Raw genomic sequence first — 15,282 nt, 5'->3', positions numbered from 1 at the left:
GGCCGCCTCCGCGGCCTCCTGCGCCTGTCCCTCGACGCGTCGCCGCTCCAGGTCGGCCGTCGTGTCCTTGAGGCTCGCGAGCTGCGCGTAGAGCTCGGTCGACTTCTGCTCCTGCTCGGCCACGGCGGCGGCGGCCGCATCGGCGGCGGCTCGGGCCTCGTCGGCGCGCTGCCCGGCCAACGCGGCCAGGCGCTGGCGCTCGGCTGCGGCATCCGCTGCCTGGTCGCGCAGCGAGTCGGCGGTGTTGCGGTCGGCGACCGCCTGCTCGTATACCTCGTTCGACTGCTCTCCGAGCTTCGACGCCATGCCGAGCTGCTGCAGGAGCTTCGTCGAGTCGTCGCCCGAGAACACGAGCTCGGCCGTGAGGTCGGCGCCCGCGGTCTTCGCGAGGTGCGCGGCGAGCAGTCCCGCGCGCATCTTGGAGATCTCGGCGACGGCGTCGGCCTCGTCGGCCTGCGTGCCGAGCGTGCGCTCCCGCTCGGCCGCCCGGTCGCGCTGGTCGATGGCGATGCGCCACGCCTCGTCGGCCATCATCGAGGCCTGCGCCGCGGCATCCGCTGCCTGCTGCAGCCCGACGAGCAGCGCCCCGACGCGGTCGATCTCGGCCTGCTTGGTCTGCTCGTTCTGCTTGGCCTGCTCGATCTCACTCCACGACGGATAGTCGGGCTCGGCCATCGCGGGCCCGCCCGCCGCAACGACCGACGCGGTGACCGCGCCGACCGCCACCGTGGAGAACACGGTCGCGGGCTTCACCCGGGAGACGGGACGCGTGCGGTGGTCAGCCAAGGCGGATCCCCCGATCGGCCATGAACGGCACCGGATCGATGCGGCTGCCGCCGGAGTAGACCTCGAAGTGCAGGTGGCATCCGGTGGACGCACCCGTGGTGCCGCTCGACGCGATGTTCTGGCCGGCCTCGACCCACGCCCCGACGCCGACGAACCGGCCGCCGTCGCGGATGTGGGCGTAGCCCGTGGAGATCCCGCCGCCGTGGTCGATCTTGATGAAGTTGCCGTAGGTGCCCGACCACCCCGAGAACGTCACGACGCCGCTGTTGGCCGCATAGATCGGCGCAGAGCATCCGGTGCCGAGGTCGACGGCGTAGTGGAACGATCCGGAGCATCCGTCGCCCGCGCAGATCGGCGACCGGGGGCCGAAGTCGCCCGTGATGGCGCCGCCGGCGGGCTTCGCCCATCCCGAGGAGGCGACCGTGCCCGGCGAGCCGCTGCGAAGGGCCTCCTGGCGGCGGCGCTCCTCCTCTTCCTTGCGGATGCGCTCACCCTCCTGGTAGGCCGCCGCGGTCTGCGCCTCGGTGTCCTGCAGGAACTTCAGCTGCTGCTCGAGTTCGATCTTCTTCGCCTGCGACTCGGCGAGCGCGGCCTCGGCCGCGGCCTGCGCGGCCTGCGCCACGGCGAGCGCCTCCTCCGCCGCGATGCGGAGCTTCTCGCGTTCGGCGCGCGCGACCTCGGCCTGCCCGGCGAGCGACGTCGCGGAGTTCTGCTTCTCCTGCGCCCGGTTGTAGATGCCCGAGGTGCGCTCGACCATCTTCTCCATGCTGCCGAGCTTCGCGAGGAGCTTCTCGGTCGCCTCGGCGTTGCCGGCGTCGAGGAAGAGGTTCACGCCCACGTCGCCCGTGCCCGCGCGGTAGAGCTGCGCGGCGACCTGGCCCGCGTTCCGCTCGGCGGCGGCGGCCTCGGCTGCGGCGGCATCGGCCTGCGCCTGGATCTGGTCGGCGCGGGCGACCGCGTCGTCGAACTTCTGCTGGGCCACCATGAGCTCGTCGGTGCGCAGCTCGGCCTCGGCGCGCGTCACCTGCACGTTGGTCTCGAGCTGGGCGATGAGCGACGTGACCTGGTCGACCGCCGCGGCGCCCGCAGCGGTGTTCGCCTTCGCGGCCTGCAGCTCGTCCCAGCTCGGATAGGTGGCCGCCTGCGCGCTCGCGGGAACGGCGACGGCGCCGACGAGCGCCATGGTCGCGATGGAGAGGCCGGCCACGAGGTGCCGGGCGCGGCCGCGCAGCGTGACGCGGCGGGGTACGCGAGCGCCGATGCGACGCGCGCGGGCGCCGAACATCCGGGCGCCGGCGATCGGCGTGCGCTGGCTTGTTCGGTCCATGGTTCCCCGTCCACGCGGGCTCTGCGCCCCGCGCTCCTCGCTCTCGTGCGGGCAGTGGCAGCCTTCACGATAGGTGCGGGCCTCGCGCTTTCCGGGCATTTCGGGCGCGTGTGGCGGATGCCGCGGGGGCCCGCTCGCGGCATCCGCAGCCCTCGTTCTGCCCACCGTCGGCCCTCGTTTTGCGCTTGCGCGCGTTGGCACGTATGCTTGGCTGTCGGCGGCCGAGCCCCTGGGCAAAGCCACCCGGCCCCATCGTTTAGTGGCCTAGGACACCGCCCTTTCACGGCGGCAGCACGGGTTCGAATCCCGTTGGGGTCACACGACGAGGTCCAGTACAATTCAATAGCCGGTGTTGCAAGACACCACATCGAGGCCCTGTAGCGCAGTTGGTTAGCGTGCCGCCCTGTCACGGCGGAGGTCGCGGGTTCAAGTCCCGTCAGGGTCGCTCAGGCGACAAGCCCTTTCCCTTACGAGAGAAGGGGCTTTCTCCTTATTCGAGGCAATGCCTCCGGTTTCGATCGGTCGGATGCCCCGAGGCTCTGTAGCTCAGTTGGTAGAGCGTTCGACTGAAAATCGAAAGGTCACCGGATCGATGCCGGTCGGAGCCACCATCGAAACCCCCCGGGAGACCGGGGGGTTTCTTGTTTCAGTAGGCGATTCCGCCGGGGTGCTCGCGAGGCTGTGCCAATGTGCCAATGAACGTCGGCGAGAGCCTGCTGCCTGGTTCGTTTCGGTGGTTCGACGCCCTCGCGGGCACGCGAGTAGGGATCGGCTGAGGCGATGCCGCTGCTCGTACCGCTTCGCGATGCGGATGTCTCGAACGCGCGTGGACCTTGGCGGCCTGCCCGACGGCTGGCGCGCCTCCATGCTGGGGGTGCCGATGGCACCCCCAGCAGGATGGGCGGCCGGATGGACTCAGCGGTTCCCGAACAGGGCCGCGGCAGCCCAGAACGCGCACTTGTGCGTGGCGGCGAAATCCTTCTCCACGTTGGACGCAGGTGTTTCGAGGGAAAGCATGCGCGGGTTCAACGTCTTGAACTTCGGCCACGAGACCGCCTCCGTCGACGGCGACCCGCTAGCCGCGAACTGCACCCACGCGGCGCGCATGTTCGAAGCGAGCTTCTCCTGATCGGCCGAAAGCGTACCGGGGAATGACGCGTTGGGCAGGTCGAACAGGTACTGCAGCTCCGACTGGTGGGTGGCCGCGAACGGCGCGCCGAGCCCGTCGGGCACGTCCCGCTGAGGTGCCAGGGCGTCGTTGAACTCGTACGCGAAGGTCGGCACGAACCGGGACGCGGCGATGTCCAGCCCGTACGCGGGGCAGGAGAAGTTCGCATCGGAGTTCAATGTGGCGAACGCGTGAGCCGGAGTGGCGTACTTCGACAGCGGGTATGCAGCAGCGATGAGGGTCGCCTTCGCGGTGCTGATGCCGAAGTTCGTCGCGATCGTTGACACGTAACTCGACGCGTCGATGTTCAGGCTCTGCAGTGGAATGGTGGCTCCCTTGGTCACGCTGAGTCCGATCGTGGTGAAGATCCGCTCCTCCTGCGTGTTCGTGCCGTTGATGATCGGCACCCGGTTGAACCGGCCGCTGCTGATCGCCGAGCCGACCGACTCCTGGAGCACCTCGCCGTCGACGTATCCCGGCGTGAACGACGCCTGGGGGTTGGCGACCAACGTCTCCACCGGCACGTTTCGCAGGCACTCCGCAGACTGGTCAGCGCAGCCGAGCGCGACCGCACTGGCCTGGCCTGCCTGCTCCGCCATTGCCAGCGACTGCTGCTCCAGCGCAAACGCGCCGGCTTGAACCACTGCACGCTGGAACAGCCCCTTCGCGCCCGGGGAGGCCAGCTGCGCGAGCACCGAGAGCCCTCCGGCCGAGTGACCGACGATCGTGACGTTCTGTGCGTCGCCGCCGAACTGCCCGATGTTCTGCTGCACCCACCGCAACGCTGCCTGCTGGTCCTGGTAGCCGAAGTTGCCGGTGGACCCGTCGGCGCTCTCAGCGAAGGCCGGGTGTGCGAGGAAGCCGAGCAGACCGAGTCGGTAGTTCAGGGTGACGACGACGGCGCCCGCGCCCGCGCTTGCGAGCTTCGTCGGGTCGTAGTCGGCGCCCTCCCCGTAGGAGAATCCGCCACCGTGGATGTACACGATCACCGGCAGCGCGCCGGAGGAGGAGGAATCGTGCGTCGGAGCCGTGACGTTCAGGTAGAGGCAGTCCTCGCTCTGTCCCCACGGGCTCGGCGGGCCCTGCGGGCAGACTGGTGAGAAGACGGTGGCTTCACGGGTACCCGACCAAGGGGTGACGGGATGCGGCGCGGTCCACCGCAGCTCCCCGACGGGTGGCGCGGCATAGGGAATGCCACGGAACTCGACACCGGCGGGCGTCGCAAGGCCCCGGACGGGTCCATCCGCGGTCTGCACGATCGGTGCATCGCCGGTGGCGGTACCCGACGCAGCAGTTGTGAGGGCCTCGGCGTGCGCAGCCGGAACGATCGACGCCCAGCAGGCGAGAAGGACGACGATCGCGGCGGCGACCGCCGCGATCGAGAGGGCGATGCGCTTCACATCGACAGTACGTGCCGAAGTGCGTGCGACTTGAGTTGGCGAGTTGGTATTCATGGGACCACCGTCCCGGAGTTGCTCGCCACGGGCACCCGTGCCGGTGACGGGTGAGCACCCGGGTGTCCCAGACACCGCAGACCCGGGTGCATGAAATTCCATGGTCGCCGGACGCCAAGCGCGTTGATCTCCCGGCTCGCCGCGAAGATCGCCGGTCCAGGTCCGGGTCAAAGCCGGCGGCTACACCGACGCCGGCTGCGCAATGCGAAGTGCTCGCGCGAGCTGCCGTCGAGATGAGACACCGAGTTTCACGAACACCTTTCGTAGATGCCATTCGACGGTGCGCGGGCTGAGGAAGAGCTGCTCGCCGATCTCGGGGTTCGTGCTGCCGCCCGCGGCGAGGACGGCGATCTGACGTTCCTGCGCGGTGAGCTCGTCGACTCGCCCGGCGGCCGGCTTGTGCACCACCTCGCCCGTGGCTGCAAGTTCACGTCGAGCGCGCTCCGCAAACCCATCGCTTCCGGTATCCACGAAGAGGTCGTGTGCGAGGCGCAGGTGCTCGCGGGATTCGACGCGGCGGTTCTGACGTCGAAGCCACTCGCCGTAGAGCAGGTGTGCCCGGCCGAGCGCGGTGCGGATCCGAGTGCGTCTGAGGCGTTCGATCGCCTCGAGGTATCGGCCTTCAGCTGTGTTGTCGTCGGCGACGAGCGCCGCCGTGCGAGCGGCGAGACCCCTGGCCCAGTCGGTGCCGGATGCCGTTGCCAGTTCCTCGAGCCGGGCGAGTGGCTCGGCTGCTCGTTCCGGGGCGCCGGCGCGTACGGCCGCCTCGACGCGCTCGGGCAGAATCCAGCCGGCGAGCCCGATGTCGTACGGGTGACCGGCCGCGGGCTCAGTCGCCGCGAGCGCTTCGGGGTAGCGCCCGAGTGAGTTGTACAGCAGCGCGTCCTGCCAGGCTACGGTGATGAACCACTGGCCCTCGCCGCGCTCCAGGATCTCTGGACGCAGCCGCTCGGTCACCTCCGCTTTCACCGACTCGTCGCCGCGGAAGGTGGCGAGCCAGCCGCTGCGAGTCATCGACGTCGGCATTCCTGTCGCTTCAATGATCGGCTGGAGTTCCTGTGCAAGCGACATGGCCTCGTCGGTTCTGCCACTGAGCAGCAGGACCGACGTGCGCTCGGCCATGACCAGGGGCAGCTGCGAGAACGCGCCTTGATTGCGGCTGATGCGAACGGCACGCATCGCGAGCACGTCGTAGGCGTCGTCGTCGAGCAGGACGCGCGCGACGGTGCAGGCGATGGGGAGCCACTGCAGCAGGCTGCCGGGCGGCGCGGCATCCTCGCCCAGACCCCGGCGCGGGTCGGGTTCGGCCGTCGGCAGCGGCGGCTCGTCGGAGGCAGCCAGCGTCACGAGCCTGGCGAGCGCGTCCCGGAGCACCGGCGCGGCGGCTGCATATCCGTGGGTGGTCAGCATGGCAAGTCCGCGAAGGGCGTCGGCGGCCGCGAGGGCGGGGGCGCTGAGGGGTGGCGCCGGCTCGGCGGCGAGTACCGCCGCCGAGACCTCCTGAAGCCCGACGGCTTGGGCATGGGTTCCGGCCGAGATCGCGGCGATCATCGCGTCGGCGTAGGTCGCCAGGGCGGTCTCTCCGTCGTGTCGTTCGAGCAGGCGAGCTGCCGCCACCAGGCCTGCAGCGGCTCCACGTCCGCGGGTTGTACTCGAAGCCACGTGCGCGCGTACCAATTCGATGCGGGCCCGCTGGTGCTCGTCGAGTAGGGCAGGATTCGCGAGGTCGAGTAGCCGCAGCGCCTCGCTCATCGCGCCGGCCCGATACGTATCCTCGGCTGCCATGAGGGCACGCCTGGAACGCATCGTCGGATCCGGCGTGAGCTCGGCACCGCGTGCGTGGAACGTGGCCCCGGCGGCAACCCCGCCTCGTGCTTGGGCGCGCCGCGCGGAGCGAACGAGCTCGGCGGCGACATCCTCGTCGAAGCCGATGGCGGCCTCGGCCAGGTGCCAGGCACGCCGGTCGGGGTCGGAGGACGGATCGGTCGCGGCCGCGAGCGCCCGGTGGGCGGCTCTTCGCGCGCCGACCGGGCTCGCGCGTACCGCAGCGGACCGGACGAGCGGGTGCCGGAATCTCACGCGGGCGCCGAACTCGATCAGTTCGTCCTCGATCGCGGCGGTGATCGCTTGCGATTCGATGCCGAGCGCCTCTGCCGCCCGCCGGATCATTTCGGGATCGCCGACGGGTTCCACAGCAGCCACCAGCAGCGCCGACCGCGTCTCGGGCGGCAGGGTCCGAATCTGGTTGACGAAGCTGTCCTCGATGCGACTCGTCAGGCTCGGCGGGGACGTCATGCCGTACCCGCCGGCGATCTCCACCGTGCCCCTCCCGCGCGACAGGACCAGGAGCGCCAACGGGTTGCCGCGAGCCTCGCCGATCAGCCGATCGCGGACCTCAGGATCGAGCGGACCGGAGATCACCGACTCGAGCAGCAGCCGCGCATCCGCGGGCTCGAGCCCCTCGACGATGAGGTCCTCGATACCGGTGAAGTCGTCGCCGACCGGCTCGCGTACCGCGAAGAGGATGCCGACCGACTCGGCGACGAGCCGGCGTGCGACGAACGTGAGCACTTGAGCGGAGGCGCGGTCCAGCCACTGTGCATCATCGATCAGGCAGAGCACCGGTCGAGCACCCGCGGCCTCCGCGAGCAAGCCGAGAACCGCGAGTCCGACGAGGAATCGATCCGGCGCGTCTCCGCCTCGCAGGCCGAACGCGACGCCCAGCGCTGCCCCCTGGGGTGCGGGCAGCGCATCGAGCCGGTCGAGCACCGGCGAGCACAGTTGGTGCAGACCGGCGTAGGCGAGTTCCATCTCCGACTGCACGCCGGTCGCGCGCAGCACCTGGTAGGCCGTAGCCTGCTCGGCTGCGTAATCGAGCAGCGCCGACTTGCCGGCGCCCGCCTCGGCGCGCAGCACGAGGGCGCGACTCTGGCCACCGCCGAGGCTTGCGATCACCCGGCTGACCGCCTCGCACTCACGCCGCCGGCCCAGCAGTGGCGGGCTCGGCGTGCGGTGCTCCATGATGGCCGATCCTATGTGCTCCGCCGACATGGTCGCACCGCCGGGTTCAGCTCCGCAGTCGCCGGATGAGATCGATCGATCGGATGAACCATCGGTCGCCGTCCCGGATGTAGGTCTGGTGGAGCCGGCAGTATCCGTTCCGCGCGCGAGCCGGTGAGCCGTCCCGACCGACGAGGTACTCCGCCGCCCACACACCTTCGGCGCGCGTCTCGGATCGGAGTGTCAGCTCTGCGCCGAAGGAGTGCACGACGAGTGGTCCGTCGCCCGCTTCGAGGTCGATCGTCGCTCCGATGTGCGGGCTGAGCGCGAACCACGCCAGGGAGCCGTCTGGGTCGAACACCCGCAGTTGCCCTCCGTCGGCGAAGCATCGCTCGAACTCGTCCCAGGCCCGGTCGCCGGCGGAACGGCAGAGCCGGCCTTGCAGGGATCGAAGCTCCTCGAAGACGAGCAGACGGAAGAGCGGTGCAGAATGGTCGATCATTCAGGAAGCTCCTGGCCCGCCGCCGCACGCACCATGTACTCCGCGTACCATTCGGGCCATCCGGCATCCTCGTGTCCGATCCTGGCCTCGTGCGCGCCGTGCGCCTCCGCGGCCGCGCGCAGTGCCGCCGCCAGCTCGGCGGGCGAGTCGTACCTCGTCTGCACGATTCGGCCCGGGATCCGCTCGGTGACCTCCTGGACGAGCCATTCGTTGCCATCGGGGTCATTGAACGCGACCCATGAGCCGTATGAACGACGCTCGGGCGCGAGGCCGGACACACGAGCCGTCGTGCCGCCGTGGTGGAAGACGCCGGTCGCGTCGTGGAAGACGTCGCTGACCGGCGCGCCGGCGCCCTTCAAGGCCGCGCGCGTCGCCTCGATGTCGGATGCCACGAGCTGCAGTCCACGAACCGACCCCGGCTCGGCGTCGGTCACTCCGGAGCCGAAGATGATCGACGTCGGCGAGCCGGGAGGTGTGAACTCGACCACCCGGTAGCCGGGCGAGATGTCGAGGTCGACGTCGAGTGTCCACCCGAGGCCCTCATAGAACGCCTTCGCCCGGTCGACGTCGGTCACGGGAATGACGACAACCTCGAGCTTCATGGCGATGGTCGGGTCATGCGTCGCGGTTCCGGGTACGGTCGCGGCGAAGTTCTTCGTTTCGGTGCCCATGGGAAGATCCCTTTCCTTTGTTCGGATGATTCGAGGATGCCTCCGCCCGGTGGGCACAGGCGCCCGTGCGACACACTGGTGGCCACGCGGGACGACGTTTCGGGTGCCCGCTCCTCCGATGCGCTCCAGGCGCTCCACGCGACTGACGCGATCGAGTACCAGACGACCGCGTCGAGGATCGACGCTCCCAGCCGGTGCGGTGCGGAGCATCCGCCGGTCTGCGTGTGGGGTGATTACTCAGCCGCAACCTGCGCCGCTTGGAGCGGTCCGCTGAACGACTTGCGCAGCGAGCTCGGGGCGACGAGCGGGAGCAGCGTCGCGAGCAGCTTGGCCTTGAGCGTGACGGGCTGCCGGGTGAGTTCCACGTCGACTCGGGTGCCGTGGTCGAGCGGCGTGAGCTGGAAGACCCAGCCGCCACCGGGCCCGAACACCTTCGAGTCGATGGTGGTGATGGTGACGCGGCTCGCGTCGTCATCCCAGTCGTAGTGGGCGTGCTCCCACGCGGAGGCAGTCCCCTCGGTCACGTCGGCCCAGTGGTCGCCGAGGGCATGGACCTGGAAGTGCTCCGCGTCGATCGTGGGCCAGCGCTCGGCACGGGACGGGCTGAAGTCGGTGAGCACGGCCATGAGTTCAGGCGCAGTCAGCGTGGAAATGAGGTGAAATCTGACGGTCGGCATGGGGGTTCCCTTCCTTCTCCGACGTGCTGATCGGTGGTGCCGATCAATCGGCACGGAGCCACGTTCTCGTGGAGGTGCGCACTGCCGCGCCCGGGTGGGCAACCGGTCGACCCCCGTGCTGGTGCCGACCGTCGACCGGTGGTCACCGCATCAGCTGCGCCCCCGGCTACCAACCCCTGGGTCACCGGATCCGCGAAACCCGGGTCCCTTCCGGGCAGTTGCCCGGGCGCGACGCCACGCAGCCGGGCAGCACGCTGAAACAGGTAGAGCGTCGGCGCACGGCAGGCGCAGAAGGGAAGACTCATGAACGAGCAACAGGGGGGCGCAGACAACCTGGTCTGGCTGATCACGGGAAGCTCCCGCGGCTTCGGCAAGCGGATCGTCGAAGCCGCGCTGGAACGAGGCGACCTCGTCGTGGCCACGGCCCGGCGGGCATCGGCACTCGACGACATCGCGGCGCAGTACGGCCCGGATCGCGTTCTGATCGCGGAGCTCGACGTCACCGACGCCGAGGCTGCGCGACAGGTCGTCGGCCGCGCCGTTGACCGGTTCGGCCGGCTGGACGTCGTGGTCGACAACGCAGGGTACGCCAACAGCGGGTCGATCGAGGAGACTCCGGTGGAGGACTTCCGTGCTCAAGTCGAGACCAACTTCTTCGGCGTGGTCAACGTCACCCGCGCAGCACTGCCGGTCATGCGGTCCCAGCGGGCGGGTCTGTTCCTGCAGTTCTCCTCTGTGGGCGGCCGCATCGGCGGAACGCCGGGCCTCGGCGCCTACCAGGCCGCCAAGTTCGCCGTCGAGGGCTTCTCCGAGGTGCTGGCCGCCGAGTCCGCCCCGTTCGGTGTGCGGGTGGTGATCGTCGAGCCGGGCGCATTCCGCACCGACTGGCAGGGCGACTCGATGACCAAGCACCCGGCCGGACCGGACTACGAGGCGACCGTCGGCGCGATCCACGCGCTGCGCGATCAGGGCGACGGCAAGCAGCCGGGCGACCCGGCACGCGGCGCACGTGTGCTCGTCGGCCTCGCCCACGGGGATCTCGGCCGAGCCGGCGCCGACCTGCCCCTCCGGCTCCCGCTCGGCAGCGACGCGGTCGCCCGTGTGCTGGACGGCGAACAACGTCGTCTCAACGAAGCGCAGGCATGGGCCCCGGTCAGCCGTTCCGCCGACTTCCGCTCGGACGGCGACGAGGCAGCGGAAGGAGCCGCCGCATGAGCGACACCCTGACCTGGTTCATCACCGGCGCCGGCAGCGGCCTCGGCGCTGCCCTCGCCGAGCACGCACTCGATGTCGGTGATCGGGTGGTCCTGGCCGCACGCAGCGGTCACGATCTCTCCGCGGTCCGTGACCGGTACCCCGAGACCGCGCTGCCCGTGGAGCTCGACGTCGTCGACGCGGAGCAGCGGCGGCAGGCAATCGCGGCCGCCGAGGCGTGGGCGGGCGGGGTCGACGTCCTCGTCAACAACGCCGCGATCGATTTCCTCGGGGCGCTCGAGGAGCAGGACGAACGCGACATCCGTGCCCAGTTCGAAGTGAACGTGTTCGCACCGATCGAACTGATCCGGCTGGTGCTCCCGGGCATGCGGGCCCGCCGCAGCGGCATCATCGTCAACATCTCGTCGATGGACGGCATCTCGAGCCTGCCCGCCAACGGGTACTACTCGGCGACGAAGTTCGCACTGGAGGGCCTCACCGAGTCGCTCTGGCAGGAGATCGAACCGATCGGACTGCGGGCCTTCCTCGTCGAGCCCGGATCGTTCCGCACCGGTATCGAGCAGCGCACGCACGTGTCCGGGCAGACGATCTCGGACTACGACGCGACCTCCGGAGCGTTCATTCGCGCGGTGTCGGCCGTGCGGCCGGAGCAGTTCCCCGGCGATCCCGACCGCGCCGCGGAGGCGATCGTCCACAACGTTCGCGCTCCCGAGCCGAGGCGTTGGCTGGTCCTCGGCAGCGATGCGTACCGTCGTATCGACGAGAAGCTGAGCCGCTTCCACGCCGAGTTCGACGCCGGTCGTGAGCTTGCCGGATCCACCGATTTCCCCGGCAGCGGGCCAGCGGTGCTGTGAACGCGAACCGCCACGACACCGTGAGGCCACTCCGCGTGGCCGGCCCACCGCGCCGAGTGACCGAAACCGCTGGGGCCGCCTCCGTGCTGCCCGAGGGTGATCGCGTCACGATGTTCGAGATCTTCTTCGACCTCGTCTTCGTGTTCGCCCTCATGCGCGTGATCGAGCTCATGGAGACGCAGCCGGGATGGGCCGGCCTCGGGCGAGGGCTGCTGTTGCTGCTCCTGCTCTGGTGGGCGTGGTGCGCGTTCATCTGGCTCGGCAACCGGGTGCGCCTCGACCGCGGCCACGTCGTCGCCGCGATCCTCGTGTCCATGGCGGCGCTGTTCGTCGCTGCGCTGGTGATCCCGTACGCCTGGGAGCCGCGCTCCGGATGGCTGAGCCCGGCCCTTGTACTCGCATTGGCGTTCACCATCGTGCGGACCAACTACGTCTCGACGTTCCTCTGGACGTCGCGCGGCGACCGGCGCCTCCGCACGCAGGTGCTGATCGATGCGATCCCGCAGACGCTGTCCAGCGTGCTGCTGATCGTCGGCGCCATGCTCGGCGGGGACCTGCAGAGCGCGTGCTGGGCCGTGGCGTTCGGGCTGGACTTCGGAGTGGGATGGCTCGTCTCCCGGTACAACGGATGGCGGGTCGCCAGTCCGGCGCATTTCGTCGAGCGACACGGCCTGGTCTTGATCATCGCGCTCGGCGAGACGGTCCTCTCCTCGGGAGCCGGGCTGGGCTCGACCCTGAACGAGGGCACGGTCCAGGGTCTGTCGATTCTCGCGGCGGCGCTCGCATTCGTCGTCGTCGTCAGCCTCTGGTGGGCCTACTTCCGTGGTCCGTCAGCAGCCGCACAGCATGCCCTGCTGCGTGCGGCACCGAAACGTCGCCCCGCACTCGCCCGCGACGGCTACACCCTCGGGCACCTTCCACTGGTCGCCGGCGTCGTGTACGTCGCGCTCGGCATCCGGCTCATCCTCCAGGACGTCGTCGTCGCGCCCGGCGCTCCGGCACACTGGGTTGCGGTGATCGCACTCACCGGTGGTCTCGCGTGCTTTCTCCTCGGCCTCGGCTTGTTCGCCCGAGTGATGGTCGGCCGTTGGAGCGCCCCGCCTCTGATCGCCGCGGGTGGTTCGATCGTGCTCGGCGTGGTTGCCGTGGGGCTTCCCTCCCTGGCGGTGCTGTTCCTCGTCGCGGTCCTCGTCGTTGCCGCAGCCCTCACTACTGCGGTGGCCCTTCACGATATGCGGGATCGCTGCACGCTCCCGCGTGACTGACCTCTTCCACTGCCTCGTCACCTTTCCCGGCGACGGCAAGGTGTCGCGCGTCATACGAGCGCGGCCTCAGACATCTGGCACTCCCGCCGATATCTTCCAGCAGCGTCCGCAGCACTCAGCTCGGCGCCGCACACCTCGTTCACCCTCACTGCCGGCAGCACGCAGAAGGAGCACCATCCATGTCCGCGAAATCCGCCATCATCCTCCGCGACCTGTCGTTCGAATGGCCAGACGGAACCGCCGCACTCGACCATCTCAACGGCACCCTCTCATCAGGTCGCACCGGCCTCGTCGGCCGCAACGGCGCCGGCAAGTCCACCCTGCTGCGGCTGATCGCCGGAGAACTCCGGCCGACGTCGGGACAAGTCGATGCGGTCGGCGACATCGGCTACCTGCCGCAGAAGCTGACGCTCACCACCTCCACGACCATCGCCGAGCTCCTGGGCATCGAGCGTGCACTCACGGCCCTGCGGGCCATCGAGGCGGGTGACGTCCACGAGCGCCATTTCGAGGCCGTCGGCGACGACTGGGACATCGAGTCCCGCGCTGACGAGGCACTCACCGAGATCGGCTTCACAGCCGCCGACCTCGGCCGCCGCGTCGAGGAGATCTCCGGCGGTGAGGCGATGCTCATCGCCATCACCGGCCTGCGCCTCCGGCGCACCGCGATCACCCTGCTCGACGAACCGACGAACAACCTTGATCGGCCCACCCGCGCACAACTCGCGCGCATCGTCGATGCCTGGCCGGGCACGCTGGTGGTCGTGAGCCACGACCTCCAGCTGCTCGAACACATGGACGACACCGCGGAATTGCACGCCGGCCGGCTCGAGGTGTTCGGCGGCCCCTACAGCGTCTGGCGGGCATACCGGGACCAGGAGCAGGATGCCGCGACGCAGGCGGCGCGGGCCGCGCAGCAAGCGCTGAAGGTCGAGAAGCGCCAGCGCGTCGAAGCCGAGACAAAGCTCGCTCGACGGGAACGCACCGCGAAGAAGACACAGAAGGACGGGGGCATCCCGAAGATCCTCGCGGGCGCCCGCGCCAGCAAGGCTCAGGGCGCTGCCGGATCGATGCGCTCGACCCTCGACGACAAGGTCCGGGCCGCGCAGGCTGCCGTCGACGCGGCGGACTCGCGCGTCCGCAACGAGGAGCACATCCACCTCACGCTCCCCGACTCCGATGTGCCCCGCAGCCGTCGCATCGCCGAGATCCACGACCGGAACCGCACGGTCGTCATCCAGGGCCCCGAACGCGTCGCGCTGGTGGGCCCGAACGGGTCCGGCAAGTCGACGCTCATCGGTCAGCTGCTCACCGGCGGCGAACCGACCGACGGGCGACCGCGCGGAACGCTGCTCACCGATCGGGTCGGATATCTCCCGCAACGCCTCGACAGCCTCGACGAAACCGCGAGTGCATTGGAGAACGTGAAGACCGTCGCGCCCGGCAGCACGCCCGGGGCCATCCGCAACCAACTGGCAAGGCTCCTGCTGCGCGGCGATGGCGTCGACCGTCCGGTCGCTACACTGTCCGGCGGTGAGCGCTTCCGCGTGTCCCTGGCTCGGCTCCTGCTCGCCGACCCGCCCGCGCAGCTGCTGATCCTCGACGAGCCGACGAACAACCTCGACGTCGCAAGTGTGGAACATCTGGCCGAAGCGCTCGACGGCTACCGGGGCGCCTTGCTCATCGTCAGCCACGACCAGTCATTCCTCGACCGGCTCGGGATCGACATGGTCATCGAGCTCGACGGAGCCGGGCGGATTCGTCAAGGCGGCGAGCGAGACAACTGATGGTGGGCGCGTCTCCTGATGAACGTGAGGCACCAATCTCCGGGAGCACCGCGGCGAGACACGCGACCTGATCCGGTCGTCTCGCCCGCTCGCGGCATCCGGTGTCGTCGCCCGCTCGCGGCATCCGATCGCACACGCACGCGCTGCGCCTGCCGCGTCGGCCCGCTGAGGTCAAGCCCTGTCGTGCGACGGTCGCGCCGGACCACGATGGATGAATGGACCGGATACATTACGCGGGCGACTCCGTCGTCACTGGTTCGGCGATCGCTCGAGCAGTACTGGAGTACGCGAAGGCCTTGGCGAAGGCGAATCAATCCGAGACCGTGGAGATCCCCACACTGGCGCCCGACGGGACCATCAGCAGGTCGACACTGCTCATCGGTCCCGCCAGCCAGCTGATCGCCGACGTCGAGCCGCCCGAGGGCGCCGCAGACGGCGAGGAGATCGTCGATGACGAGTTGGTCGGATACTTCCAGGCGGAGACGGCGAAGCTGACGCAGCACGCGTACCCGGCACGCGCGAACGACACGTCCGACCCCGAGTGGATGGACGAGCTCTAGGTTCCACGGGCAGGGC

Annotated in this window: 11 protein-coding genes, 3 tRNA genes and 3 pseudogenes; 9 read left to right on the top strand and 8 right to left on the bottom strand. The window is 69.7% G+C overall.

What is annotated here, in order from left to right; translation table 11 throughout:
* Both AC1DY2_RS00250 and AC1DY2_RS00245 read right to left on the bottom strand, forming a co-directional pair.
* Positions 1–786, bottom strand: a pseudogene (locus tag AC1DY2_RS00250) (C40 family peptidase); the annotation flags it as partial.
* A complete protein-coding gene (locus tag AC1DY2_RS00245; protein ID WP_476760573.1) occupies positions 779–2,113 on the bottom strand; it encodes a peptidoglycan DD-metalloendopeptidase family protein in 1,335 nt (444 codons plus the stop codon). The pseudogene AC1DY2_RS00250 and the gene AC1DY2_RS00245, both read right to left, overlap by 8 nt.
* 245 nt (positions 2,114–2,358) lie before the next feature.
* On the opposite strand from AC1DY2_RS00245, the gene AC1DY2_RS00240 reads away from it, so the two are divergent.
* The 3 genes from AC1DY2_RS00240 (at position 2,359) to AC1DY2_RS00230 (ending at position 2,724) form a co-directional block, all read left to right on the top strand.
* Positions 2,359–2,431: transfer RNA gene (locus AC1DY2_RS00240), tRNA-Glu, on the top strand.
* A gap of 53 nt (positions 2,432–2,484) precedes the next feature.
* Positions 2,485–2,558 (top strand) — tRNA-Asp (locus tag AC1DY2_RS00235).
* Between the two features lie 90 nt (positions 2,559–2,648).
* A tRNA-Phe gene (locus AC1DY2_RS00230) sits at positions 2,649–2,724 on the top strand.
* Between the two features lie 304 nt (positions 2,725–3,028).
* Here AC1DY2_RS00230 and AC1DY2_RS00225 read toward each other — a convergent pair.
* The 6 genes and pseudogenes from AC1DY2_RS00225 to AC1DY2_RS00200 all read right to left on the bottom strand — a co-directional run bounded on the left by AC1DY2_RS00225 (position 3,029) and on the right by AC1DY2_RS00200 (position 9,534).
* A complete protein-coding gene (locus tag AC1DY2_RS00225; RefSeq protein WP_476760572.1) occupies positions 3,029–4,906 on the bottom strand; it encodes a carboxylesterase/lipase family protein in 1,878 nt (625 codons plus the stop codon).
* Positions 4,907–4,915: 9 nt separating this feature from the next.
* Positions 4,916–7,054, bottom strand: coding sequence for a LuxR C-terminal-related transcriptional regulator (locus AC1DY2_RS00220; RefSeq protein WP_476760576.1), 2,139 nt, complete (start codon positions 7,052–7,054; stop codon positions 4,916–4,918).
* Between the two features lie 285 nt (positions 7,055–7,339).
* Positions 7,340–7,756 (bottom strand): annotated as a pseudogene (locus AC1DY2_RS00215) (AAA family ATPase); the annotation flags it as partial.
* Positions 7,757–7,802: 46 nt separating this feature from the next.
* Positions 7,803–8,237, bottom strand: coding sequence for a nuclear transport factor 2 family protein (locus tag AC1DY2_RS00210; RefSeq protein WP_476760571.1), 435 nt, complete (start codon positions 8,235–8,237; stop codon positions 7,803–7,805).
* Positions 8,234–8,908, bottom strand: a complete 675-nt coding sequence (locus AC1DY2_RS00205) for a VOC family protein (protein ID WP_476760570.1) — start codon at positions 8,906–8,908, stop codon at positions 8,234–8,236. Before AC1DY2_RS00205 ends, AC1DY2_RS00210 begins: the two co-directional genes overlap by 4 nt.
* 233 nt (positions 8,909–9,141) lie before the next feature.
* On the bottom strand, positions 9,142–9,534 hold the full coding sequence (locus AC1DY2_RS00200; RefSeq protein WP_476760569.1) for a hypothetical protein: 393 nt from the start codon (positions 9,532–9,534) through the stop codon (positions 9,142–9,144).
* Between the two features lie 354 nt (positions 9,535–9,888).
* Between AC1DY2_RS00200 and AC1DY2_RS00195 the strand changes: the two genes are divergently transcribed.
* The 6 genes and pseudogenes from AC1DY2_RS00195 to AC1DY2_RS00170 all read left to right on the top strand — a co-directional run bounded on the left by AC1DY2_RS00195 (position 9,889) and on the right by AC1DY2_RS00170 (position 15,266).
* Positions 9,889–10,800 (top strand): SDR family NAD(P)-dependent oxidoreductase, encoded by a 912-nt coding sequence (locus AC1DY2_RS00195; protein ID WP_476760568.1) that lies wholly within the window; start codon positions 9,889–9,891, stop codon positions 10,798–10,800.
* Positions 10,797–11,654: an SDR family NAD(P)-dependent oxidoreductase gene (locus AC1DY2_RS00190; RefSeq protein WP_476760567.1), complete on the top strand. Its 858-nt coding sequence runs from the start codon at positions 10,797–10,799 to the stop codon at positions 11,652–11,654. Before AC1DY2_RS00195 ends, AC1DY2_RS00190 begins: the two co-directional genes overlap by 4 nt.
* Before the next feature lie 56 nt (positions 11,655–11,710).
* Positions 11,711–12,919 (top strand): low temperature requirement protein A, encoded by a 1,209-nt coding sequence (locus AC1DY2_RS00185; protein ID WP_476760566.1) that lies wholly within the window; start codon positions 11,711–11,713, stop codon positions 12,917–12,919.
* Positions 12,920–13,098: 179 nt separating this feature from the next.
* Positions 13,099–13,554 (top strand): annotated as a pseudogene (locus AC1DY2_RS00180) (ATP-binding cassette domain-containing protein); the annotation flags it as partial.
* A 159-nt stretch (positions 13,555–13,713) separates the two neighbouring features.
* A complete protein-coding gene (locus AC1DY2_RS00175; RefSeq protein WP_476760575.1) occupies positions 13,714–14,706 on the top strand; it encodes an ATP-binding cassette domain-containing protein in 993 nt (330 codons plus the stop codon).
* A gap of 215 nt (positions 14,707–14,921) precedes the next feature.
* The gene (locus AC1DY2_RS00170) at positions 14,922–15,266 is read left to right on the top strand and encodes a hypothetical protein (protein ID WP_476760565.1); all 345 of its coding nucleotides are present in this window, start codon (positions 14,922–14,924) and stop codon (positions 15,264–15,266) included.
* Positions 15,267–15,282 lie beyond the last annotated feature (16 nt).

It is taken from the genome of Agromyces sp. P1_H4, from assembly GCF_056405255.1.
The sequence above is the reverse complement of the archived record's forward strand: the minus strand, read 5'-3'. Positions and strand labels throughout refer to the sequence as shown.